Origin of the sequence: Streptomyces albidoflavus (assembly GCF_000719955.1) — a bacterium.
GTDB lineage: Bacteria > Actinomycetota > Actinomycetes > Streptomycetales > Streptomycetaceae > Streptomyces > Streptomyces albidoflavus.
Map to the genome: position 1 here is coordinate 304,344 of NZ_JOII01000003.1, position 19,103 is coordinate 323,446.

Sequence of the window (19,103 nt, forward strand, 5' to 3'; positions counted from 1 at the left end):
ACCCCGGGGGAGGGGCGCGATGCGCATCGGCGAGATGGTGCGGCGGACCGGCGTCAGCGAACGGCTGCTGCGCTACTACGAGGAGCAGGGGCTGCTCGCCCCGGACCGCCTGCCGAGCGGCTACCGGGTGTACGCCGAGGGGGACGTCGAGACGGTGCGGCGGGTCCGCACGCTGCTCAACGCCGGGCTCACCACCGCGACCATCGCCCGCGTCCTCCCGTGCGTCCGCGAGGAGGGGGAGCGACTGGTGCCGGTCTGCTCCGGCCTGGTCGCCGAACTCCGCCGGGAGCGGGAGCGGATCACCCGCGCCATCGACGACCTGCTCTCCTCACGTACCCTCCTGGACGGCGTCATCGAGGCTCCCCGAACAGCTCGTCCAGGTGGTGGGTGAGGACGGCGAGCGCCGCGTCCCCCGTGCGCTGTCCGCCCAGCACGCTTGAGCCCAGCCCGTTGACCATGGCCAGCAGCCCGGCCGCCGTCATCACCGGGTCGCGTTCCGGGGCGACCTCCCCGGACTCCTGGGCCGCGCCGATCTGCCGGGCGAGGAAGCCCTCCAGCAGGTCGGGCTGGGCCGTGGCCTGCTTCTCCAGCGCCGGATCGCCGAGGACCAGCGTGTAGTAGGCCGCGTAGGTGCGGGTGATGCGGCGGCTCTCGGCGTCGGTCGGCAGGATGCTCGTCAGGATGGCCGTCACGGTGGAGCGCGGCGTGGGCGGGGTGCCGGCCGCCCGGACGAACCGGTCCATCCTCGCCTGGAGCTGAGTGCCGAGGCGGGCGAGCGCGTCCAGCAGGAGCGCCTGCTTGGTCGTGAAGTAGTACTGCACCAGCCGCAGGGAGACCCCTGCCTCGGCGGCGACCGCCCGCATGCTCGCCGACTGCAAGCCCTCGGTGTCGGCGATGCGCAGCAGCGCCTCGGCGATCTGCTTCCTGCGTTCCTCGTGGTCGACCGGCATGACGCCGCTCCTCCCCTTCCGGTGGTGGTACAGGTGTACCAAGGGTGTGGTACACCTGTACCATGAGCATAGGCGAGTTCAAGAGCGACAAGGCGGCACAGCGGTACCGCGCGACCTACGCGTACGTCCTCGACCAGGTCTGGCCCGGTCCGCGCACCGCCGTCGACGTGTCCACCTCCTTCGGCACCACCCGCGTCCTGCGGGTGGGCCCGGCGAGTGCCGAGCCGATCGTCCTGCTGCCCGGCGCGGGCGGCAACTCCCTGATGTGGCACGGGTACGTCGAGGCGCTGGCCGCCCACCGCACGGTGATCGCCGTCGACACGGTCGGCGAGGCCGGGGCGAGCACGCAGACCGCGCCGGTCGCCGACGGGCGGGACGGCGCGGCCTGGCTGGAGGAGGTGCTCGACGGACTGGAGGCGAGCGCGGCCCACGTGGTCGGCTGCTCGTACGGCGGCTGGCTGGCGCTGAACCACCAGATCCACCACCCCGGCCGGACCGCCACCCTGACCCTCCTCGACCCGGCGGGATTCGCCGACCCGGGCCGGCGGTTCTACACCTGGCTGATCGCCGGCGGACTGGCCGGCCTGGCGCCGCGCGCCCTCCGGCCGCGACTGGCCCGGCTGGTGGGCAACACCGCGATCCTGGACGCGGAGCTGATGCGGCTGGGCCGCGCCGGGGTCGGGTTCCGCCGCGCGCTGCCCGCCGCCCGGGTCCTGACCGACGAGGAGCTGGGCCGGCTGACCGCACCCGCGCTCTTCCTGCTCGGCGAGCGCAGCACCCTGCACGAGGCGCGCGAGGTGGCCGCCCGGGTCGGCGCGCTGGTGGACACCGTCGAGGTGGAGATCGTGCCCGGCGCGGGCCACGCGCTGCCCACCGACCAGCCGGCCCTGGTCGCCGGACGCATCCTGGAGATGGCCGGGCGGTAGGGGGCCGGCGGCACACACGCGGCCGGGGCCGGACCTGGGTGGTGTGTACCCAGGTCCGGCCCCGGCCGGTGGTGAGGAGAGACCCGGCGGTGCCGGGGGAGCGTCAGACGGAGACGCCGTGACCGCGCAGGTAGGCCAGCGGGTCGATGTCCGAGCCGTAGCTCGGGCCGGTGCGGACCTCGAAGTGCAGGTGCGGGCCGGTGGAGTTGCCGGTCGAGCCGGAGAGGCCGATCTGCTGGCCGGGCGTGACGGTCTGGCCGGACGAGACCGAGAGCGACGACAGGTGGGCGTACTGGGAGTACTTGCCGTCGGCGTGCTTGATGACGACCTCGTTGCCGTACGAGCCGCTCCAGCCGGCGGAGACGACGGTGCCGGCGCCGATGGCCTTGACCGAGGTGCCCGAGGAGGCGGAGAAGTCGACACCGGTGTGGTAGCCGGAGGACCAGCTGCCGCCGGAGGCGCGGTACGCGGTGGAGGCGGAGGCCTCGACCGGGCGGACCCAGTCGCCGGAGGCGGCGGCGGGCTGCTCGGCCTGCTCGGCCTCGGGCTTGGCCGGGGCGGCCGGCTTCGGCGCGGTCTCGGTCTTCTGGGCGGTGGAGGCGCCGGTGTCGGCCTTGGGCGCGGCCTGCTTCGGCGCGCTCTGCGGCTTGGCCGGGGCCTGCTTCGGGGCCTCGGCGGCGGTGCCGTCCACCGAGAGCTTCATGCCCGGGAGGATCAGGTTCGGGTTGGAGCCGACGACCTCGCGGTTGTCCTGGTAGAGCTGCTCCCAGCCACCGTCGACGTGCTGCTCGTCGGCGATCTTGGCCAGGTAGTCGCCGACGGCGACCTCGTAGGTCTCGGCGGCGGCGTTCTTCGGCGCCTGCTGCTGAGCGGCGGCGACGGCCTGCTGGACGGCGACCGACTGCGGCGCCGACTTCTCGGCGGCCTGTGCGTGGGCGGCGCCCATCAGCGGCAGGGCCAGAGCGGCGCTGCCCGAGCCGGCGATGGCCAGCGTGCGGGCTATGCGCATGGTCCTGGTACGGCGGTGCTTCCCCTTGGCGGGCATGAAGGTTCCTCTCCGGCGCCTGCGAGGTGAGCTGTCGGGTTCGGGCTGGAGCTGCCCGGCCGCGCCGTGTGGCGCGGCTTCACCCCTAGCCGGGGCCGGTGGCGTGCGCGGTGCGCTGCTCCCGGTTCCGGCGGCTTACCTGGGTCCCCCGCTCCTGCCGTGGAAGGGTCGATGTGCGGATACCGGACGGCGGCAGGATTCGGCGGTCCATCCGGAATGACGGTGACCGTAGACGAGCCCGACTCCCGTGAACAAGCAGCGTGCGCGCCCCGGAAGTCGCTTTCTTGATCCTTTGTTCCGGGGGGTGGTCACCCTCCGTAGACTCGCGATCTTTCCGGGCGTGACGGGCGTTGTGCCCGGGCTCGCGGCGGCTGCCACGGACCGTGACGGCTATGACGCTGCTCACGGGGCGGGTTCAACGGCGTCCGACGCGGCGCCAATTGATGCATATGCAGCTCGATGCCCTATTTGTCCGCAATGCGGGGTGGTGTAGGGGCCGCATAAGAGTGACGCTGTGTCACCTCGGTCGGGTGCGGCCCCCGGTCCGCTCCGCTCAGGCGCGGCAGAGCAGCTCCCCGTGGAGCACCGCGAACCAGCCGTCGGGTGCCGCCGCCCACTGCCGCCAGGCCGCCGCGATCCGCTCCAGCTCCGCCCGGTCCGCGTACCCGAGGCCGGCCGCCCGCTCCGCGTACCCGGAGGCCGTCGTCCGGTCCGCCCACAGTCCGCCCCACCAGGCCCGTTCCTCCTCGTCGGCGTAGCACCAGGCCGAGGCGGTCGCCGTGACCTCGGTGAACCCGGCCTCCAGGGCCCACGCTCGCAGCCGCCGCCCCGCGTCCGGCTCGCCGCCGCCCGCCCGTGCCACCGACCGGTACAGCTCCAGCCACCGGTCGAGCCCCGGGCCTGCCGGGTGCCAGGTCATCGCCGCGTAGTCCGCGTCCCGTACGGCGACCAGGCCGCCCGGCGCGCAGACCCGGCGCATCTCGCGCAGGGCGCCCACCGGGTCGCCGAGGTGCTGGAGCACCTGGTGGGCGTGGACCACGTCGAAGGAGGCGTCGGGGAAGGGGAGTGCCTGGGCGTCGCCGGTGCGGAAGGTGGTGTGGGTCAGGGAGCGTTCGGCGGCGGCCGAGCGGGCCGCGTCCAGGATCTCCCCGGCGCTGTCGATCCCGGTGACGTGGCCCTGCGGGACCAGGGCGGCGAGGTCGGCGGTGATCGTCCCCGGGCCGCACCCCACGTCCAGGACGCGGTGGTGCGGCTCCAGCGAGGAGAGGAGGTACCCGGCCGAGTTGGCGGCGGTGCGCCAGGTGTGGGAGCGCAGGACGGACTCGTGGTGGCCGTGGGTGTAGACGACGGCGGCGGGGTCGGTGGGCACGGGCGTTCTCCTCGCGGCGGGCAGGCGGACGGCGGACCGGGCGCCGGTGGCGGAGTCGCGCGACCGGCCCCGGTGCCGTGACCGTACACGCGACGGCCCGCATGATGAGACCCCTGTCTCATCATGCGGGCCGTCGCGGTGGCGCGAGGTCAGAGGGTGAGCGGCCGGTACACCCGCAGCCCCTCGTGGAGCTTGTCCAGTTGCAGGCTCGCGCCCGCGTCGGTCACCTCGCCGTCGAAGGCCAGCGGCGTGCCCGGACTGATCCCGCCGATCCGCAGCCGCTGGACGCGTACCGCCGCGTGGAAGGGCGAGCGGGTCAGCGGGCCCGCCAGGGCCGCCGCGATGAGCCGGAACCCGGGGCCGCGTCCGCCGTGCACCGCGCGGACGTCGATGAGGCCGTCGGCCAGGTCGACCCGGCGCCCGCCGGTCAGCCCCATCCGGCGGTAGGTGCAGTTGCCCGCGAAGAGGAGCCACAGGGGGCGCCGCTCACCCTCCACCACCGCCTCCAGCGGATTGTCCCGGCGCCGGACCCGGGCCGCCGCCACCACGTCCGCGAGCCGCCCGCCGACCCGGCCCGACCAGCGCTCCCGCTCCCGGACCAGCTCCGGGTAGACGCCGAGGCTGAAGGTGTTGAGGAAGTACCCGGTCCGCTCCCCGGAACGGAAACGGCCCACGTCCACCGCGACGGCGTCGCCCGCCTCCACCGCCCGGCACAGCTCCTTCGGGTCCTCTATCCCGAGGTCGTAGGCGAAGTGGTTGAGGGTGCCGCCCGGCAGCACCGCCAGCGGCAGCCCGTGGTGCAGCGCCACCCCGGCCGCCGCGTTCACCGAGCCGTCGCCGCCGCAGATGCCGAGGGCCAGCGCGTGGCCCGCCGCCTTCTCCAGCTCCGCCACCAGCCCGTCGCCCCGGCACTCCACCACCTCGGCCTCGGGCAGCAGCTCGCGCAGCACCCGCGCCTTGTCGGGGGTACCGGCGCCCTGGTTCACCACCATGACCAGGCCGTGGCCCCGGGGCAGCGCCGGTACGTCCACCAGCGGGCGGCCGGGGGAGGGGAGCTGGTCCCGGGTCGGCACCAGGCCGCGTACGGCGAAGGCGGCGCCCGCGCCCAGCGCCGCCCCGGCCAGCACGTCACCCGGGTAGTGCGCGCCGGTGTGGATGCGGGAGACGGCGACCGCCGCCGCCAGCGGGGCCACCGCCGCGCCCAGGCCCCGGGACTCCATCGCGACCCCGGTCGCGAAGGCCGCCGCCGAGGCCGCGTGGCCGGAGGGGAACGACGAGGTGATCGGCTGCCGCTTCAGCTGCCGTATCAGCGGTACCGACTCCAGCCCGGGGCGCTGCCGCCGCACCGTCCGCTTGCCGAGGGTGTTGATGGTCGCCGAGGCGAGCCCGAGCGAGGCGAGCCCCCGGACCGCCGCCCGGCGGGCGCGCGGCGAACCGGTCACCGCGAGCCCCGCCGCGACCGCGCCCCAGAGCAGGCCGTGGTTGGCGCTGCGGCTCAGCTTCGGCAGCACCCGGTCGGCGCCGGGCCAGCGGCGTGCCGCGACCGCCTCGAAGACGGTGCGGTCCAACGCGACCAGCCGCTCGGCCAGGGAAGCCGGGGGCTCCGGTGCGAACGCGGCGGGCACCTTGGGGCGCAGCCGGGCGGGCAGGGAGTTCACTGGGTCAGGACGCATGCGGCACGGGTACCCCCGCGCGCCCCGCTCACCCGCGACGGCGCGCGACTGCGGGCGCGTCCGTCACCGGAACGGGCGCCCGCCCCCGGCGTGCGCGCCCGCGCGGGGTGAGGATGGACCCCATGTCCCCCGAGACGAGCACCCCCAGCCACTCCGAACTCCTCGCGGCGCACGCGGCCGCGCTGGACCTGTTCGGCCGGCGGGTCCACGACATCCTCGACGACCAGTGGGACCACCCCACGCCCTGCACCGACTGGAACGTGCGCGACCTCGTCGCCCACCTGGTCTCCGAACAGCTCTGGGCGCCCCCGCTGCTGGCCGGCGAGACGATGGAGTCGGTCGGTGACGCCCTCGACGGCGATCTCCTCGGCGAGGACCCCGTCGGCGCCTGGGAGGCGGCCGCTCGCGGTGCCCGCGAGGCGTTCGCTGCCCCCGGCGCCCTCGGCCGCACCGTGGAACTCTCCTACGGGCCGAGCGACGCGGACCACTACTGCGGCCAGATGACCACCGACCTGATCATCCACGCCTGGGACCTGGCCCGCGGCATCGGCGCCACCGAACACCTCCCCGCCGGACTGGTCGCCTTCGCCGACCGCGAGACCGCCCCCTACGCCGACGACCTCTCCGGCAGCGGCGTCTTCGCCCCGCCCCTCACCCCGCCCTCGGGCGCCGACCCCCAGACCCGCCTTTTGGCCCGGCTGGGCCGCGAGGCGTAGGGGGCCGGCGCCCGGAACTCAGCGAGCGGCGGCCGCCGCCGTCGTGAAGACGCCCACCAGGGCCTCGTTGAAGGCCGGCAGGTCGCGCGGGGTGCGGCTGGTCAGCAGGGTCGTCGGGCCCGAGGAGTCGACCCGGACCGCCTCGTCCACCCAGGTGCCCCCGGCGTTGCGGATGTCGGTGGCCAGGCTCGGGTACGAGGTCAGGGTCCTGCCGCGCACCGCGTCCGCCTCGATCAGCAGCCACGGGGCGTGGCAGATCGCGGCGATCGGCCGGCCCTGGTCGACGAAGTCCTTCACCAGGTCGACGGCCTCCGCGTCGGTGCGCAGCTGGTCGGGGTTGGCCACGCCGCCGGGGAGGACGAGCGCGTCGAACATGCCCGCCGACACCTCGCCCACGACCTGGTCGACGACGAAGCGGTCCCCCTTCTCCAGATGGCGGAAGGAGAGGACCTCGCCCGGCCAGGTCGACACCAGGACGGGCTCACCGCCCGCCTCGGTCACGGCCTCCCACGGCCCGGTCAGTTCGCTCTCTTCCACGCCCTCGGGGGCCACCAGGAATGCGACACGCATCGGCGTTCCCGCCCTTCGAATCCTCGTCCCGGCTCTCCGGTCCGCCCCGTCCGGCGGCCCGGGGTGGCCTGCCCGCCGCCATCCGGGTGTCCTTCCAGGGTCGCGCGGACCGCCCCCCGGACGCAAAGGGGGCAGAAGGGGCGGTCCGTCGCCCTGCCTCAGGCGTCGGCCCTGGCCTCCACCACGGCCGTCGCCAGCTCCTGCACGTTGCGGTAGGTCTCGTCGGCGGGCAGCGGCTCCAGCAGCGCCACCACCTCGTCCGGGCAGTGCCCGGCGTCCAGCACCCTGGCCAGCTCCGGCGCGCTCGCCGGGAAGGGCGTACGGCCCAGCCGCCGCCCCAGCTCGTGCCGGACCTCCGCGATGTCCGGATGCGTCCCCAGCGGGTCGCCGGGCTCCGCGTCGTGCCACTCCTCGGACCGGGTCGGGTGGCCCGACCTCAGGTAGTCGCGGAGCTCGTGCTTCATCCCCTCGTCGCGGTGGACGCTCATCCGGTCACTGCCTCGCTGCATGCTGTGCCCTTCTGTACGGGTCCGTTCTGCGGGTACGGCCGCCCCGGACACCCGGCCCGGCCGGCCGTGGCCCCACACGTACCCGGCGCTCCCGGCCCGAACCATCCCCTCCGTTCCCCGGATCGGAGGCCCCCGGTGGTGGGCGGGGCCGGGGCGCGGCACAGTGCGAGAGGGGTAATGCGTTCGAGCGGAGGTACGGCGGATGGAGAGCGCCCTGGAGGGCCGTGGACCCCTCCGGTACGGTCCGCCCGTGCCGGAGCCGGGCCTGCCCGTCGTCCCCGAACTCGCCGCCGTCCTCGCCCGCGCCGCCGAGCGCCCGCACGCCGAACCCCCCGGCGGCGGCCCCGCCCTCCTGGCGGCCGCCCAGGGGTACTGGGCGCGGCGCGGCCTCGCCGCCGACCCGGCCCTGCTCGCCGCCGCCCCCGGCGCGCCCGCCCTGCTCCTCGCCCTGACCGCGGCCGTCGGCGGGGACGTGCTGCTGCCCCGGCCCTGCCCCGCCTGGTGGGCGCCTCAGGCCCGGCTGCTGGGCCGCCCCACCTTCTCGGTGCCCTCACCGGCCGCCTGCGGCGGGGTGCCCGACCCGTACGCCCTGCTGGAGACGGTCCGCCGGGTGCGGGCCGAGGGCGGCGACCCGCGGCTGCTGGTGCTCGCCGTCGCCGACGACCCGACCGGCACGGTGGCGGTGCCCGAGGTGATGAGCCGCGCCGTCGAGGCGGCCGCCGCCGAGGGGCTGCACGTGGTCAGCGACGAGACCTGGCGGGACACCGTCCACCGGCCCCAGGAGAACCCCGTCGTCGGCCCGGCCGAGATGCTGCCCGAGGGGGTCACCGTCCTCAGCGACCTCTCCGGCGGCTGGCTCCCGCCCGGCTGGCCCGCCGCCGTCGCCCGCTTCCCCGGCACCACCGCCGGCGCCCAGCTGCGGGCCCGCTGCCTCGACATCCTCACCGCCCTCGACGCGACCCTGGCCACCCCGGTCGCGGCCGCCGCCACGCACGCCCTCGGCGAACCCCGCGCACTCGGCGCCCGGCTCGCCCACGCCGTGGCCCTGCACGGCCGCCTGGCGGGCGCCCTGTACGAGGTCCTGCACACCGCCGGGGCCCTGGTCCGCCCGCCCCAGGCCGGCCGCCACCTCTACGCCGACCTGGCGCCCTTGGCCCCCGCCCTCGCGGCACGCGGCGTCACCGACGCGCTGGAGCTGGAGAACGACCTCACCGCCCGGCTGGGCATGCCCGCCCCCGGCGGCCACCGCTTCGGCGACGACCTCGACCAGCTCCGCGTCCGGCTCTCCACCGGTCCGCTCCTCGGCGACGACGAACGGGTCCGCGCCGACCTGCTCACCGGCGCCCCCGACCCCCTCCAGGCGGCCCCCGTGCGACGCGCCCTGGACCGGGTGGCCGAGGTCCTCGGCGCCCTCGCCGCACCCCCCGCCGGAGCAGAGGAGGCCACCCGATGACCCAGCAGCGCGACCCCGTCCCCGCGCCCGCCGCCCTCGCCCCGGCCCCCGCCGCGACCACCCGCCCCGAGGAGGCCGCCCCTGGCCGCCACCGCCGCCGCTCCTACCGGGACCGCCTCACCGCCCCCCTCCCCGGCGTCCGCGCCGTGACCCGGCTGGCCCGCGAGGCCGGCGCCCTGCGTCCCGGCACCGAGGCCCGGCGCGACGTCCCGCTGCTGCCCTGCGCGCCCGCGCCGCTGCCCCCGGCGGGACCCGGTGTCCTTGCCCTGACCTGGGCCGGACACGCCAGCTGGATCCTGCGGATCGGCGGCCTCACCGTGCTCACCGACCCGGTCTGGTCGCACCGCATCCTCGGCACGCCGCCGCGCGTCACCCCGGTCGGCGTCCCCTGGGCCTCCCTCCCGCCCGTCGACGCCGTCGTCATCAGCCACAACCACTACGACCACCTCGACGCCCCGACCCTGCGCCGCCTGCCGCGCACCACCCCGGTCCTGGTCCCGGCCGGGCTCGGGCGCTGGTTCCGGCGCCGCCGCTTCACCCGCGTCCACGAACTGGACTGGTGGCAGGGGCGTGAGATCGGCGGCGTCACCTTCGACTTCGTCCCCGCCCACCACTGGTCGCGGCGCGGCCTCCTCGACACCTGCCGCACCCTGTGGGGCGGCTGGGTACTCACCGACCCGCAGGGCCGCAAGGTGCACTTCGCGGGCGACACCGGCTACGGCCACTGGTTCACCGAGATCGGCCGCCGCCACCCCGGCATCGACCTCACCCTCATGCCGATCGGCGCCTACGCCCCCCGCTGGTGGCTGCGGGACGTCCACTGCGACCCGGAGGAGGCCGTCGCCGCCTGCGCCGACCTCGGCGCCCGCCGGATGGCCCCCATGCACTGGGCGACCTTCCTGCTCTCCGCCGAACCCGTCCTCGAACCCCTCACCCGGGTCCGCGCCGCCTGGGCCCGCACCGGCCGCCCCCGCGAGGACCTGTGGGACCTGCCCGTCGGCGGCTCCCGCACCCTGTGACCGCCGGCGCCCTCAGTGCGAGGACGAGGCCGTCCGCCCCCGCAGCCGCCGCCACACCCCGGGGGCCGCGCTGATCAGCACCGTCAGCGCCACCGCCGCCGCCACGCCCTCCCAGGGCTCGGCGAAGAGCGACCCGCCGACGATGCCGATGAGCTGGTAGGTCGCCGTCCACGCCAGGCACGCCGGGCCGTCCCCACGGGCGAACCGGGAGAGCGGCATCCGCGCCAGCAGGCAGGCCAGCATCACCGGGACGCGCCCCGCCGGGATCAGCCGGGAGAGGATCAGCACCGCCACGCCGTGGTCGTCCAGCTTGGCGCGGGCCTGCTCCAGCCGGTCCGGCGCCGCCCGCTGCCGCAGCGTGTCCAGCCACCGCGAACCGCCGCGCGACCGCACCCCGCGCTGCCCCAGCCAGTACAGGACCAGGTCGCCGAGGAAGGCCGCCAGCGCCGAGACGAGGAAGAGCAGGAGCAGCGTCACCGGCGCCGCCTCGTGGAAGGCGACCACGGCGGCGCCGCTGACGATCGCGCCCGTCGGCACCACCGGCACCAGCGCGCCCAGGAAGATCAGCAGGAAGAGCGAGGGGTAGCCGAGAGCCTGCTGCGTGGTGGCGTCGGGCACCCCGGCGGCGCCGAGCACCACCAGCGGAGACAGCTCCGGGCCCGTCACCGGCGGACCTCGGGCCGCACGCTCTCTCCGTGGTCCAGCAGGTGCACCCGCACCCCGGGGGCGCTCACCGCCGCCTTGCGGACGAACTCGTCACCGGGGGAGTGGAACTCGTGCGGCCGCACCGCGTCCAGCCCGATCGGCCAGTACGTCCCGTAGTGCACCGGCACCGCGGAGGCCGGGGCGAGCCGGCGCAGCGCCTCGGCGGCCCGGGTGGCGTCCAGGTGGTGGTGGCCGAGCCCCGGGCCCCAGCCGCCCACCGGCAGCAGCGCCACGTCCACCGGCCCGGCCTCCTCGGCCATCGTGTCGAAGAGCCCGGTGTCCCCCGCGAAGTACGTGCGTGCCCGGCCGTCGACCACGAAGCCCAGCGCGGGCGAGCGGCGCGGACCGACCGGCATCCGCCGCCCGTCGTGCAGCGCCGGGACCACCCGCACCGTGACCGGCCCGACCTTCTCGGTGTCCCCGGGCCCGACCTCCACCACGTCCAGCCGCGCCAGCCGCCGCAGCCCCGGCACGGCACGGACCGCGCCCCGGGGCACCAGCAGCTTCGTCCCCGCCGCCAGCCGCGCCAGCGACGGCAGATGGAGGTGGTCGGCGTGCAGGTGCGAGACGAGGACCGCGTCGGCGACCGCCGCCCGGGCCGGCGGGGGCGCCCCCCGGCGCCGCCGCAGATGGGCCAGCCGCCGCGCGAAGACCGGGTCGGTGAGCAGCCGCACCCCCGAGTCCTCCACCGTGCAGGTGGCATGACCCCACCAGGTGATCTCCACCGTCCGCGCACTCCTCCCTGCGGCCCCCGCCCCCGCGTCACCCGGACGGGGGACGGCCGGAAGACCGCTCCCTACGAGCCTAAAGGCCGGGATAGGGTCTACGGACGCCAACGGGCCGGGGCCCCAGCCCGGCGGGGGACGTCAGGGAGGACGCCATGGAGGACGCCGGGCAGGCGCCGCACCCACGGGCGGCGGCCATCGCCAGCCTCACCCCGCTGGAACACCTGGACCAGGACCCCTTCCTCGTCGACACCCGCAGCCAGCAGGACATGTGCGCCCGCTGGGCCGCCGCCCACGACCACGTCATCACCCGCGAACTGCTGCTCCACCGGCTCGCCCCCGACCACCCCGAGCTGTGGGCCGACTTCGACGCCGGGCGGGTCGACCTCTTCCTCACCCCGAGCCGGCGCGTCCTCGACCAGGCGGTCACCTGCGCCGAGGAGTTCACCGCCCTCTGCGCCCGGCGCGGCGCCCGCGTCGTCACCGCCGACCTCGCCGAGCCGCAGTACGGTCCCCGCTCCAAGGCCCGCGTCCACCGCCGCCTCTCCATGCCCACCGCCGGATACGACGGCTGCTGAGGCCACGGCCGACCGCGGTACCCGGCCGCACCACCCGGGCACATACCGGAACGGACCGGCCGAAGCCGGTGTGAAACGCTGGACCGGGCCCGGCGGGCGGGACCCGCCGGTGTGACGAGGTGAGGGCAGGCGTGGCAGAGAGGCCGTGGCGGAGGTTCGCGGGGGCGCTGTGGCGGATGGGAGCGGTCTGGGCCGTCTCCACCGTCACCATGCTGGTGCTCGCCGGCATCCTGCCCGACTTCCGGCTCCAGTCCGCCGACGGGGACAGTGCCACCCGCATCGGTATCACCGCCGCCGCCGGGGCCGGGGTCTTCGGCATCCTGTCCGCCCTGGTCTGGCCGCTGGTCGTCCGCGCCCTGCTGCTGGTCCCAGCCCTCGTGCTGGGCCTGCTCGCCTTCGCCCTCAACGGCTCGCTGCTCACCCTCGCCCTCTGGCTCATCCCCGACGGGCGGGGCACCGCCGCCCCCGAGACGGCCGTCCTGGTCGCCGCCGTCATGTCGGCGGTCGCCTCCGCCACCGGCACCGCCCTCGCCGTCCGCGACGACAACGCCTACCGGCGCCGCCTCTACCGCCTCTCCGACCGGCGCCGCCGCCGCGCCCTGCCGGTGCCCGCCACCCCCGGCACCGTCTTCCTCCAGCTCGACGGCGTCGGCCACGACGTCCTCGCCTCCGCCGTCGCACGGGGCCTGCTGCCCACGGTCGCCCGCTGGCTCGGCCACGGCACCGCCCCCGCCACCCACCGCCTCACCCCCTGGCGCACCGACTGGTCCAGCCAGACCGGCGCCAGCCAGCTCGGCATCCTGCACGGCACCACGTACGACATCCCCGCCTTCCGCTGGTACGAGAAGGAGCGGCGGCAGGTCATGGTCAGCAACCGGCCCGCCTCCGCCGCCGAACTCCAGCGCCGCGCGGTGCGCCGCACCGGGAACGCCGGGCTCCTCGCCGACGACGGGGCCAGCCGCGGCAACCTCTTCAGCGGCGGCGCCGGACAGGTGGCCCTCGTCCTGTCGGTCTCCGCCCGCCGCGAGCGCGGGCAGCGCTCCCGCTCCGGTTACTTCGCCTACTTCTCCGACCCCGCCAACGCCGTCCGCACCGCGATGTCCTTCGTCGCCGAGGTGCTGCGCGAGATGGTCCAGTCGACCCGCTCCCGGCTGCGCGGCGACACCCCGCGCGTCGGCCGGGCCGGGCTCTACCCCTTCGTGCGGGCCTTCGCCACCGTCGTCGAACGGGACGTGGTCGTCGCCGCCGTCATGGGCGACATGCTGGCCGGCCGTACCTCCGTCTACGCCGACCTGGTCGCCTACGACGAGGTCGCCCACCACTCCGGGCCCACCGGCCCCGACGCCGACCAGGTCCTCGCCCGCCTCGACCGCTCCCTCGCCCTGATCGAGAAGGTCGCCGACCACGCCCCCCGCCCCTACCGGATCGTCCTCCTCTCCGACCACGGCCAGAGCCCCGGCGAGACCTTCCGCTCCCGGTACGGCCTGACCCTCGCCGACCTCGTCCGCGCCGGCTGCGGCCTGCCCGTGCCCCGCCGCGCCCGCCGCACCCCCAGCGGCGCCGAGGCCCGCGCCGCCGTCCGTGCCGCACTGCACCGGCCCGTCGAGGAGGGCCCCGCCGACGAGGTCCGGCCCCGCCGCTCCGAACCCGTGGTGCTGGCCTCCGGCAACCTCGGCCTCGTCTCCTTCCCCGACGTACCGCACCGGATGACCCGCGAGGAGATCGACCGCCGCCACCCGGCGCTGCTCACCACCCTCGCCGCCCACCCGGGCATCGGGTTCCTGCTGGTCCGCAGCGAGGAGCACGGCGCGGTCGTGCTCGGCGCGGGCCAGGCCGTACCGCTGGCCGAGGCCGACCGTCCCGGCGGCCCGCTGGAGCCCTTCGGCCCCGGAGCCGCCGAGGCGGTGCGGCGCACCGACGGCTTCCCGCACACCGCCGACATCATGATCAACTCGGCCTGCTTCCCGGAGACCGGCGAGATCCACGCCTTCGAGGAGCAGATCGGCTCCCACGGCGGCCTCGGCGGCGCCCAGAGCCACCCCTTCCTGCTCTCGCCGCTCTCCCTGCCCGACCCGGCCCCGGCCGACGGCACCGACCTGACCGGCGCCGAACAGGTCCACGCCGTCCTGCGCGGCTGGCTGGAGACGGCGTCGCCCGGCTGGCCCGCCGTCAGCCGGCCACAGCCTCGATGAGGCTGTACGGCGCGGCCTCGGCGAGCGGGGTGACCGAGGTGAGGGCCAGGCCCGCGCTCCGGCACAGCTCCGCGAACTCCTCGCGGGTGCGCTCCCTGCCGCCCAGGTTCACCAGCATGTTGAGGTCGCTGAGGTAGGTGCCCGCACTGCCGGCGCGGACGGTCTCGGGCAGTACCGGTTCCACGATCAGGACGGTGCCGCCCGGCGGCAGCACCGCGCGGCAGTGGCGCAGGATCGTGACCGCCCGCTCGTCCGGCCAGTCGTGCAGGACGCTCTTCACCAGGTAGAGGTCCGAGCCCTCGGGCACCGAGCGGAAGAAGTCCCCGGCGACCGGAGCGCACCGCCCGCCCAGCCCGTGCCGTTCGATCGTCTCCGGCGCCCTGGCCAGACCCTCCGCCGTGTCGAACACCGCGCCGGAGAGGTGCGGATGGGCGGCCAGCACTCCGGCCAGGAGGGTTCCGTCACCCCCGCCGACGTCGGTGACGTGGCGGAACCGGCCGAAGTCGAAGGCGTGCGGCAGCACGGCGGCGGTCCCCGCGACGGCCTGGCTCATCGCCGCGTTGAACTCCGCCGACAGCTCCGGGTGCCGGCCGAGATGGCTGAAGAAGTCGGTGCCGAAGACGGCGTCGAAGGCGACCTCACCGGTACGGACGCTGTCGTCCAGGTGCTCCCAGGCCCGTACGAGCGCCGGGTCGGTGAACATCCGCACGAACGACGCGACCGAGCCCGGAGCTTCGGGACGGAGGAGCGCGCCCGCAGGCGTCACCGCGAAGGTGCCGGGCGCGCGCTCCTCCAGCAGGCCGAGGGCGCCCAGGGCGCGCAGAAGCCGCGCCATGGGCTGCGGGGCGGCACCGGCGGCCTCGGCCACCTCGGTGGCCTGACGCGGGGTGTCGCCCATCAGCTCCACGACCCGGAGCCGGACCGCCGCACGCAGGGTCTGCGCCGCCATGCTCCCGAACGCGAGGCGGACGATCAGCTCGCGGCCTGCCTCGCCCGCCGCCGGGACATCGGAGTTCGCCACAGGTGTCTTCCCTTCCCTCGTGTTCCCTCTGGCCGGTACGCGCCTCCACGGTGGCCCACTCCGGGCGCGCCTGTCCCGGACCGAGGCGCCATGAGTCCCCCGAGCGACAGGAACCGACCGCTACGGGACACGGCGACGCGTCACCGCGCGGACCCGTCCTCGTCCCGCCTGTGATCGGATAGCCCCCGGGACCGGCATCCCGCCGGTCCGCCGTATGAAGGGAACTCACCGATGGCCACCACGCGTTCGGCCCACACCGTCTGGGAAGGCGACCTGCTCAAGGGCAGCGGGACCGTCTCGTTCGACTCCTCCGGCATCGGCGACCAGCAGGTCTCCTGGCCGTCCCGCGCCGAGGAGGCCAACGGGAAGACCTCTCCCGAGGAGCTGATCGCCGCCGCCCACTCCAGCTGCTTCTCGATGGCCCTCTCCAACGGCCTGGCCAAGGCCGGCACCCCGCCGACCCGGCTCACCACCTCCGCCGACGTCACCTTCCAGCCCGGTACCGGCATCACCGGCATCCACCTGAAGGTCGAGGGTGAGGTCCCCGGCATCTCCGCCGAGGACTTCGAGGCGGCCGCCGCCGACGCCAAGGCCAACTGCCCGGTCAGCCAGGCCCTGACCGGCACCACGATCACGCACAGCGCCAAGCTGGCCTGAGCCGTGCCTCGGCGTGCGGGAGGAGCTTCGCCGGCTCCTCCCGCACACGGGTCACCACCCCCGCGGCGCCCCCCGCCGCGCCAACTGCCGCTCGTCCGGGCTCCGGTAGACGATGTACGGCCGGAACAGGTACTGGACCGGGGCGGCGAACATGTGGATGAGGCGGGTGTACGGGACCAGGGCGATGAGGAGCATGCCGACCACCGCGTGGATCTGGTAGAGCACGGGGACGCCGCTCATCAGGCCGATGTCGGGGCTGAGGCGGAAGAGGCTGCGGGCCCAGGGGGCGATGGTGTCGCGGTACTCGTAGCCCGCGGTCGGGGTCGAGTGGGCCACCTTCGCCCACATGCCCAGCACGATGGCGGCGACCAGCACCAGGTACATCACCTTGTCGTTGGCGGTGGTGGCGCGGAAGACCGGGGCCCGGGTGCGCCGCCGGTAGACCAGCAGGGCGATCCCGGCCAGCGCCACCGCCCCGGCCAGCGTGCCCCCGTACAGCGAGAACAGGTGGTACGTGTGGGCGGTGACGCCGATCGCGTCGGTCCAGGAGGCGGGGACGAAGAGGCCCAGCAGGTGGCCGGCGAGGACGAAGAGGATGCCGTAGTGGAAGACGGGGGAGGCGATGTTGAGCAGCTTCGACTCGTAGATCTGGGAGGAGCGGGTGGTCCAGCCGAAGCGGTCGTAGCGGTAGCGCCAGACGATCCCGGCCACCAGCAGGGCGAAGGCCACGTAGGGCAGGGCGCCCCACAGCAGCACGTTCATGCGGTCTCCTCAGTTCAGCAGCGGCAGGGTCGGGCGGCCGTACGGGGCGAGGGCGCCGTCCAGGCCGACCTCCTCGCGCGGCGGGCCGGAGCGGGCCAGCGCCGCCGCCTCCGCCCTGTCCTTGGGGGAGGGGCCGGGCAGGGAGGCGCAGACGGCGTCCAGGACCCGGGCGTAGGGGGTGCCGGACTCGGTCAGCGCGATGCGGAGCAGCTCGACGCCGGGCCGGTTCTCCAGCAGCAGGCGGGGGCCGACGCGGGCGGAGAACTCCAGTACGGCCGGGAGGAAGTCGGGCAGTTCCTCGCCGGTGAACTCCAGGCCCTGGGCGCGGTAGGCGGCCTTGAAGGAGACCAGGGAGGCGCCCCGGCGGCGGGTGTCGCCGTCGCGCCACCAGGAGAGGTAGAGGCTGTGCTTGTTGCGGAAGTCGAAGGTGCGGACGTAGTGCGCGGCCAGTTCGCCCGGCTCCTGCTCCCCGGCCCAGGCGACGAACTCGGCGAGCGCCGGATCACCGGCGGCGGCCCGCAGCAGCGGCAGCCGCTCGTGGAAGGTCTCGTCCGGGTAGACCAGGCAGAGCGCGGCGGCCTGGTGGAGCACGGCGGTGTCCATCACTTCTCTCCCCGGGATGCGGCGACGTCCCCGACGTGCGGCTGCGCGTCGGCGGTCTGCTGGGCGCGCAGGGCGTGGAAGGTCTCCAGGGAGACCAGCGGCAGTTCGGTGCGGCCGGAGTCCTGGCCGAAGGCTCCCTCGCCGCCCATGCCCGGCCCGTCGGCGTGGTCGAGGCTGCACGAGGTGGGCACCGCCGACTCCTCCAGCCGCCGGGCGTCGCCGACCGCGGCGGTCGGGATGACGTACCGCTCCTCGTACTTGGCGACGGCCAGCAGCCGGTACATCGCCTCCATCTCCGTCAGGTCCATGCCGACGGAGGCGGCGATCGCCGGGTCCGGGCGCTCGCCGAGGTTGATCGCGCGCATGTGGGAGCGCATCGCCGCCAGCTTCTCCAGCGAGGCGCGGACCGGCCCGGTGTCCCCGGCGGCGAACAGCTCCGCCAGGTACTCCAGCGGGATGCGCAGGGTGTCGATGGCGCCGAAGAGGTTGTCGGGGTCCTCCCCGTCGAAGCCGGTCTCGTTGAGCGCCTCGACCACCGGTGACAGCGGCGGGATGTACCAGACCATCGGCATCGTGCGGTACTCCGGATGGAGCGGCAGCGCCACCTTGTACCGGCTGACCAGCGCGTGCACGGGGGAGCGGCGGGCCGCCTCCACCCAGTCGTGCGGGATGCCCGCCGCCTCCGCCTCGCGCCGCACCTCGGGGTCCTCGGGGTCGAGGAAGACGCCGAGCTGCGCCTCGTACAGCCCCGTCTCCTCCTCGGTGGCCGCGGCCGCCGCCACCTTGTCCGCGTCGTAGAGCAGCACGCCGAGGTAGCGCAGCCGGCCGACGCAGGTCTCCGAGCAGACCGTGGGCAGGCCGACCTCGGTGCGCGGGTAGCAGAAGGTGCACTTCTCGGCCTTGCCGGTGCGGTGGTTGAAGTAGATCTTCTTGTAGGGGCAGCCGGTGACGCACTCCCGCCAGCCCCGGCAGCGGTCCTGGTCGACCAGGACGATGCCGTCCTCGCTCCGCTTGTAGATCGCGCCCGACGGGCAGGCGGCCACGCAGGACGGGTTGAGGCAGTGCTCGCAGATCCGTGGCAGGTAGAACATGAAGGTCTGCTCGAAGGCGAACCTGACCTTCTCGGACGCCTGCGCGCGGGTCTTCTCCACCATCGGGTCGAGGTCGCCGTACTGCGGGGCGCCGCCGAGGTCGTCGTCCCAGTTGGCGCCCCACTCGATCTTCATCGGCTTGCCCGTGATCAGCGAACGCGGCTCGGCCACCGGGTAGTCGTCGCCGAGCGGCGCGTCGGTGAGGTTCTTGTACTCGTACGTCCAGGGCTCGTAGTAGTCCTTGATCTCCGGCAGTTCGGGGTTGGAGAAGATGGTGGCGAGCTTCCGGAAGCGGCCGCCGGAGCGCAGGGTGAGCTTGCCCCGTTTGTTGAGCCGCCAGCCGCCGCGCCACTTCTCCTGGTCCTCGTAGCGGCGCGGGTACCCCTGCCCCGGTCGGGTCTCGACGTTGTTGAACCAGACGTACTCCATGCCGTCCCGGTTGGTCCACGCCTGTTTGCAGGTGACCGAACAGGTGTGGCAGCCGATGCACTTGTCGAGGTTCATCACCATCGCGAGCTGGGCCATGATGCGCATGTCGG

Annotated in this window: 20 protein-coding genes and 1 riboswitch; of the genes, 8 read left to right on the forward strand and 12 right to left on the reverse strand. The window is 75.2% G+C overall.

Annotated elements, in window-relative coordinates:
* Nucleotides 1-19 precede the first annotated feature (19 nt).
* On the forward strand, nucleotides 20-391 hold the full coding sequence (locus tag IF45_RS0104735) for a MerR family transcriptional regulator (RefSeq protein WP_030305662.1): 372 nt from the start codon (nucleotides 20-22) through the stop codon (nucleotides 389-391).
* On the opposite strand, the gene IF45_RS0104740 is transcribed toward IF45_RS0104735, so the two are convergent.
* Nucleotides 351-950 (reverse strand): TetR/AcrR family transcriptional regulator, encoded by a 600-nt coding sequence (locus IF45_RS0104740; RefSeq protein ID WP_015506795.1) that lies wholly within the window; start codon nucleotides 948-950, stop codon nucleotides 351-353. The genes IF45_RS0104735 and IF45_RS0104740 overlap by 41 nt on opposite strands.
* A 44-nt stretch (nucleotides 951-994) precedes the next feature.
* Here IF45_RS0104740 and IF45_RS0104745 point away from each other — a divergent pair, with 44 nt between their 5' ends.
* Nucleotides 995-1,876 carry an alpha/beta fold hydrolase gene (locus IF45_RS0104745; protein ID WP_030305664.1) on the forward strand — a complete coding sequence of 294 codons (882 nt, stop codon included), beginning with the start codon at nucleotides 995-997 and terminating at the stop codon, nucleotides 1,874-1,876.
* A gap of 103 nt (nucleotides 1,877-1,979) precedes the next feature.
* On the opposite strand, the gene IF45_RS0104750 is transcribed toward IF45_RS0104745, so the two are convergent.
* The 3 genes from IF45_RS0104750 to IF45_RS0104760 all read right to left on the reverse strand — a co-directional run bounded on the left by IF45_RS0104750 (nucleotide 1,980) and on the right by IF45_RS0104760 (nucleotide 5,963).
* Complete coding sequence (locus IF45_RS0104750) at nucleotides 1,980-2,921, reverse strand: LysM peptidoglycan-binding domain-containing M23 family metallopeptidase (protein WP_030305665.1); 942 nt, start codon at nucleotides 2,919-2,921, stop codon at nucleotides 1,980-1,982.
* Nucleotide 2,922: 1 nt separating this feature from the next.
* A riboswitch (cyclic di-AMP (ydaO/yuaA leader) is annotated at nucleotides 2,923-3,102 on the reverse strand.
* A gap of 372 nt (nucleotides 3,103-3,474) precedes the next feature.
* Nucleotides 3,475-4,290, reverse strand: coding sequence for a methyltransferase domain-containing protein (locus tag IF45_RS0104755; RefSeq protein WP_030305667.1), 816 nt, complete (start codon nucleotides 4,288-4,290; stop codon nucleotides 3,475-3,477).
* A 149-nt stretch (nucleotides 4,291-4,439) separates the two neighbouring features.
* The gene (locus IF45_RS0104760) at nucleotides 4,440-5,963 is read right to left on the reverse strand and encodes a bifunctional phosphatase PAP2/diacylglycerol kinase family protein (protein ID WP_030305669.1); all 1,524 of its coding nucleotides are present in this window, start codon (nucleotides 5,961-5,963) and stop codon (nucleotides 4,440-4,442) included.
* Between the two features lie 122 nt (nucleotides 5,964-6,085).
* On the opposite strand from IF45_RS0104760, the gene IF45_RS0104765 reads away from it, so the two are divergent.
* Entirely contained in the window at nucleotides 6,086-6,679 is a 594-nt protein-coding gene (locus IF45_RS0104765; protein ID WP_030305672.1) for a TIGR03086 family metal-binding protein, read from the forward strand.
* Nucleotides 6,680-6,697: 18 nt separating this feature from the next.
* Here IF45_RS0104765 and IF45_RS0104770 read toward each other — a convergent pair whose 3' ends face one another.
* Together IF45_RS0104770 and IF45_RS0104775 are read right to left on the reverse strand one after the other, a co-directional pair.
* Nucleotides 6,698-7,249 (reverse strand): type 1 glutamine amidotransferase domain-containing protein, encoded by a 552-nt coding sequence (locus tag IF45_RS0104770; RefSeq protein ID WP_010640853.1) that lies wholly within the window; start codon nucleotides 7,247-7,249, stop codon nucleotides 6,698-6,700.
* 158 nt (nucleotides 7,250-7,407) lie between these two features.
* Complete coding sequence (locus IF45_RS0104775) at nucleotides 7,408-7,758, reverse strand: DUF2795 domain-containing protein (RefSeq protein WP_008413550.1); 351 nt, start codon at nucleotides 7,756-7,758, stop codon at nucleotides 7,408-7,410.
* A 202-nt stretch (nucleotides 7,759-7,960) separates the two neighbouring features.
* Here IF45_RS0104775 and IF45_RS0104780 point away from each other — a divergent pair, with 202 nt between their 5' ends.
* Both IF45_RS0104780 and IF45_RS0104785 read left to right on the forward strand, forming a co-directional pair.
* Nucleotides 7,961-9,211 (forward strand): aminotransferase class I/II-fold pyridoxal phosphate-dependent enzyme, encoded by a 1,251-nt coding sequence (locus IF45_RS0104780; protein ID WP_015506792.1) that lies wholly within the window; start codon nucleotides 7,961-7,963, stop codon nucleotides 9,209-9,211.
* The gene (locus IF45_RS0104785) at nucleotides 9,208-10,230 is read left to right on the forward strand and encodes an MBL fold metallo-hydrolase (protein WP_030305677.1); all 1,023 of its coding nucleotides are present in this window, start codon (nucleotides 9,208-9,210) and stop codon (nucleotides 10,228-10,230) included. Before IF45_RS0104780 ends, IF45_RS0104785 begins: the two co-directional genes overlap by 4 nt.
* A gap of 12 nt (nucleotides 10,231-10,242) precedes the next feature.
* Here IF45_RS0104785 and IF45_RS0104790 read toward each other — a convergent pair whose 3' ends face one another.
* Nucleotides 10,243-10,896 (reverse strand): DedA family protein, encoded by a 654-nt coding sequence (locus tag IF45_RS0104790; protein ID WP_008410888.1) that lies wholly within the window; start codon nucleotides 10,894-10,896, stop codon nucleotides 10,243-10,245.
* Nucleotides 10,893-11,660 (reverse strand): MBL fold metallo-hydrolase, encoded by a 768-nt coding sequence (locus tag IF45_RS0104795; RefSeq protein ID WP_008410887.1) that lies wholly within the window; start codon nucleotides 11,658-11,660, stop codon nucleotides 10,893-10,895. Before IF45_RS0104795 ends, IF45_RS0104790 begins: the two co-directional genes overlap by 4 nt.
* A 155-nt stretch (nucleotides 11,661-11,815) precedes the next feature.
* Between IF45_RS0104795 and IF45_RS0104800 the strand changes: the two genes are divergently transcribed.
* Nucleotides 11,816-12,238 (forward strand): hypothetical protein, encoded by a 423-nt coding sequence (locus IF45_RS0104800; RefSeq protein WP_003951934.1) that lies wholly within the window; start codon nucleotides 11,816-11,818, stop codon nucleotides 12,236-12,238.
* Between the two features lie 176 nt (nucleotides 12,239-12,414).
* A complete protein-coding gene (locus IF45_RS0104805) occupies nucleotides 12,415-14,430 on the forward strand; it encodes a phage holin family protein (protein ID WP_030305679.1) in 2,016 nt (671 codons plus the stop codon).
* Here IF45_RS0104805 and IF45_RS0104810 read toward each other — a convergent pair.
* The gene (locus IF45_RS0104810) at nucleotides 14,408-15,451 is read right to left on the reverse strand and encodes a methyltransferase (RefSeq protein ID WP_030305680.1); all 1,044 of its coding nucleotides are present in this window, start codon (nucleotides 15,449-15,451) and stop codon (nucleotides 14,408-14,410) included. The two genes, IF45_RS0104805 and IF45_RS0104810, sit on opposite strands and share 23 nt — an antisense overlap.
* Before the next feature lie 231 nt (nucleotides 15,452-15,682).
* On the opposite strand from IF45_RS0104810, the gene IF45_RS0104815 reads away from it, so the two are divergent.
* Nucleotides 15,683-16,108: an OsmC family peroxiredoxin gene (locus IF45_RS0104815; RefSeq protein ID WP_003951937.1), complete on the forward strand. Its 426-nt coding sequence runs from the start codon at nucleotides 15,683-15,685 to the stop codon at nucleotides 16,106-16,108.
* A gap of 51 nt (nucleotides 16,109-16,159) precedes the next feature.
* Here IF45_RS0104815 and narI read toward each other — a convergent pair whose 3' ends face one another.
* The 3 genes from narI to narH are packed head-to-tail and all read right to left on the reverse strand — an operon-like array spanning nucleotide 16,160 to nucleotide 19,098.
* Nucleotides 16,160-16,870, reverse strand: coding sequence for a respiratory nitrate reductase subunit gamma (gene narI, locus IF45_RS0104820; protein WP_018468991.1), 711 nt, complete (start codon nucleotides 16,868-16,870; stop codon nucleotides 16,160-16,162).
* A 9-nt stretch (nucleotides 16,871-16,879) separates the two neighbouring features.
* On the reverse strand, nucleotides 16,880-17,473 hold the full coding sequence (narJ, locus tag IF45_RS0104825) for a nitrate reductase molybdenum cofactor assembly chaperone (RefSeq protein WP_003951939.1): 594 nt from the start codon (nucleotides 17,471-17,473) through the stop codon (nucleotides 16,880-16,882).
* Entirely contained in the window at nucleotides 17,473-19,098 is a 1,626-nt protein-coding gene (gene narH, locus IF45_RS0104830; protein WP_030305681.1) for a nitrate reductase subunit beta, read from the reverse strand. The genes narJ and narH overlap by 1 nt, the downstream gene beginning before the upstream one ends.
* Nucleotides 19,099-19,103: the final 5 nt, after the last annotated feature.

What these genes read in the sequence shown, in the direction of transcription:
- IF45_RS0104815 (WP_003951937.1), top strand. Translation starts at nt 15,683, where the DNA reads ATGGCCACCACGCGTTCGGCCCACACCGTCTGGGAAGGCGACCTGCTC.
- IF45_RS0104780 (WP_015506792.1), top strand. Translation starts at nt 7,961, where the DNA reads ATGGAGAGCGCCCTGGAGGGCCGTGGACCCCTCCGGTACGGTCCGCCC.
- IF45_RS0104760 (WP_030305669.1), bottom strand. Translation starts at nt 5,963, where the DNA reads ATGCGTCCTGACCCAGTGAACTCCCTGCCCGCCCGGCTGCGCCCCAAG.
- IF45_RS0104775 (WP_008413550.1), bottom strand. Translation starts at nt 7,758, where the DNA reads ATGCAGCGAGGCAGTGACCGGATGAGCGTCCACCGCGACGAGGGGATG.
- narI (WP_018468991.1), bottom strand. Translation starts at nt 16,870, where the DNA reads ATGAACGTGCTGCTGTGGGGCGCCCTGCCCTACGTGGCCTTCGCCCTG.
- IF45_RS0104770 (WP_010640853.1), bottom strand. Translation starts at nt 7,249, where the DNA reads ATGCGTGTCGCATTCCTGGTGGCCCCCGAGGGCGTGGAAGAGAGCGAA.
- narJ (WP_003951939.1), bottom strand. Translation starts at nt 17,473, where the DNA reads ATGGACACCGCCGTGCTCCACCAGGCCGCCGCGCTCTGCCTGGTCTAC.
- IF45_RS0104740 (WP_015506795.1), bottom strand. Translation starts at nt 950, where the DNA reads ATGCCGGTCGACCACGAGGAACGCAGGAAGCAGATCGCCGAGGCGCTG.
- IF45_RS0104735 (WP_030305662.1), top strand. Translation starts at nt 20, where the DNA reads ATGCGCATCGGCGAGATGGTGCGGCGGACCGGCGTCAGCGAACGGCTG.
- IF45_RS0104805 (WP_030305679.1), top strand. Translation starts at nt 12,415, where the DNA reads ATGGGAGCGGTCTGGGCCGTCTCCACCGTCACCATGCTGGTGCTCGCC.
- IF45_RS0104750 (WP_030305665.1), bottom strand. Translation starts at nt 2,921, where the DNA reads ATGCCCGCCAAGGGGAAGCACCGCCGTACCAGGACCATGCGCATAGCC.
- narH (WP_030305681.1), bottom strand. Translation starts at nt 19,098, where the DNA reads ATGCGCATCATGGCCCAGCTCGCGATGGTGATGAACCTCGACAAGTGC.
- IF45_RS0104765 (WP_030305672.1), top strand. Translation starts at nt 6,086, where the DNA reads ATGTCCCCCGAGACGAGCACCCCCAGCCACTCCGAACTCCTCGCGGCG.
- IF45_RS0104785 (WP_030305677.1), top strand. Translation starts at nt 9,208, where the DNA reads ATGACCCAGCAGCGCGACCCCGTCCCCGCGCCCGCCGCCCTCGCCCCG.
- IF45_RS0104800 (WP_003951934.1), top strand. Translation starts at nt 11,816, where the DNA reads ATGGAGGACGCCGGGCAGGCGCCGCACCCACGGGCGGCGGCCATCGCC.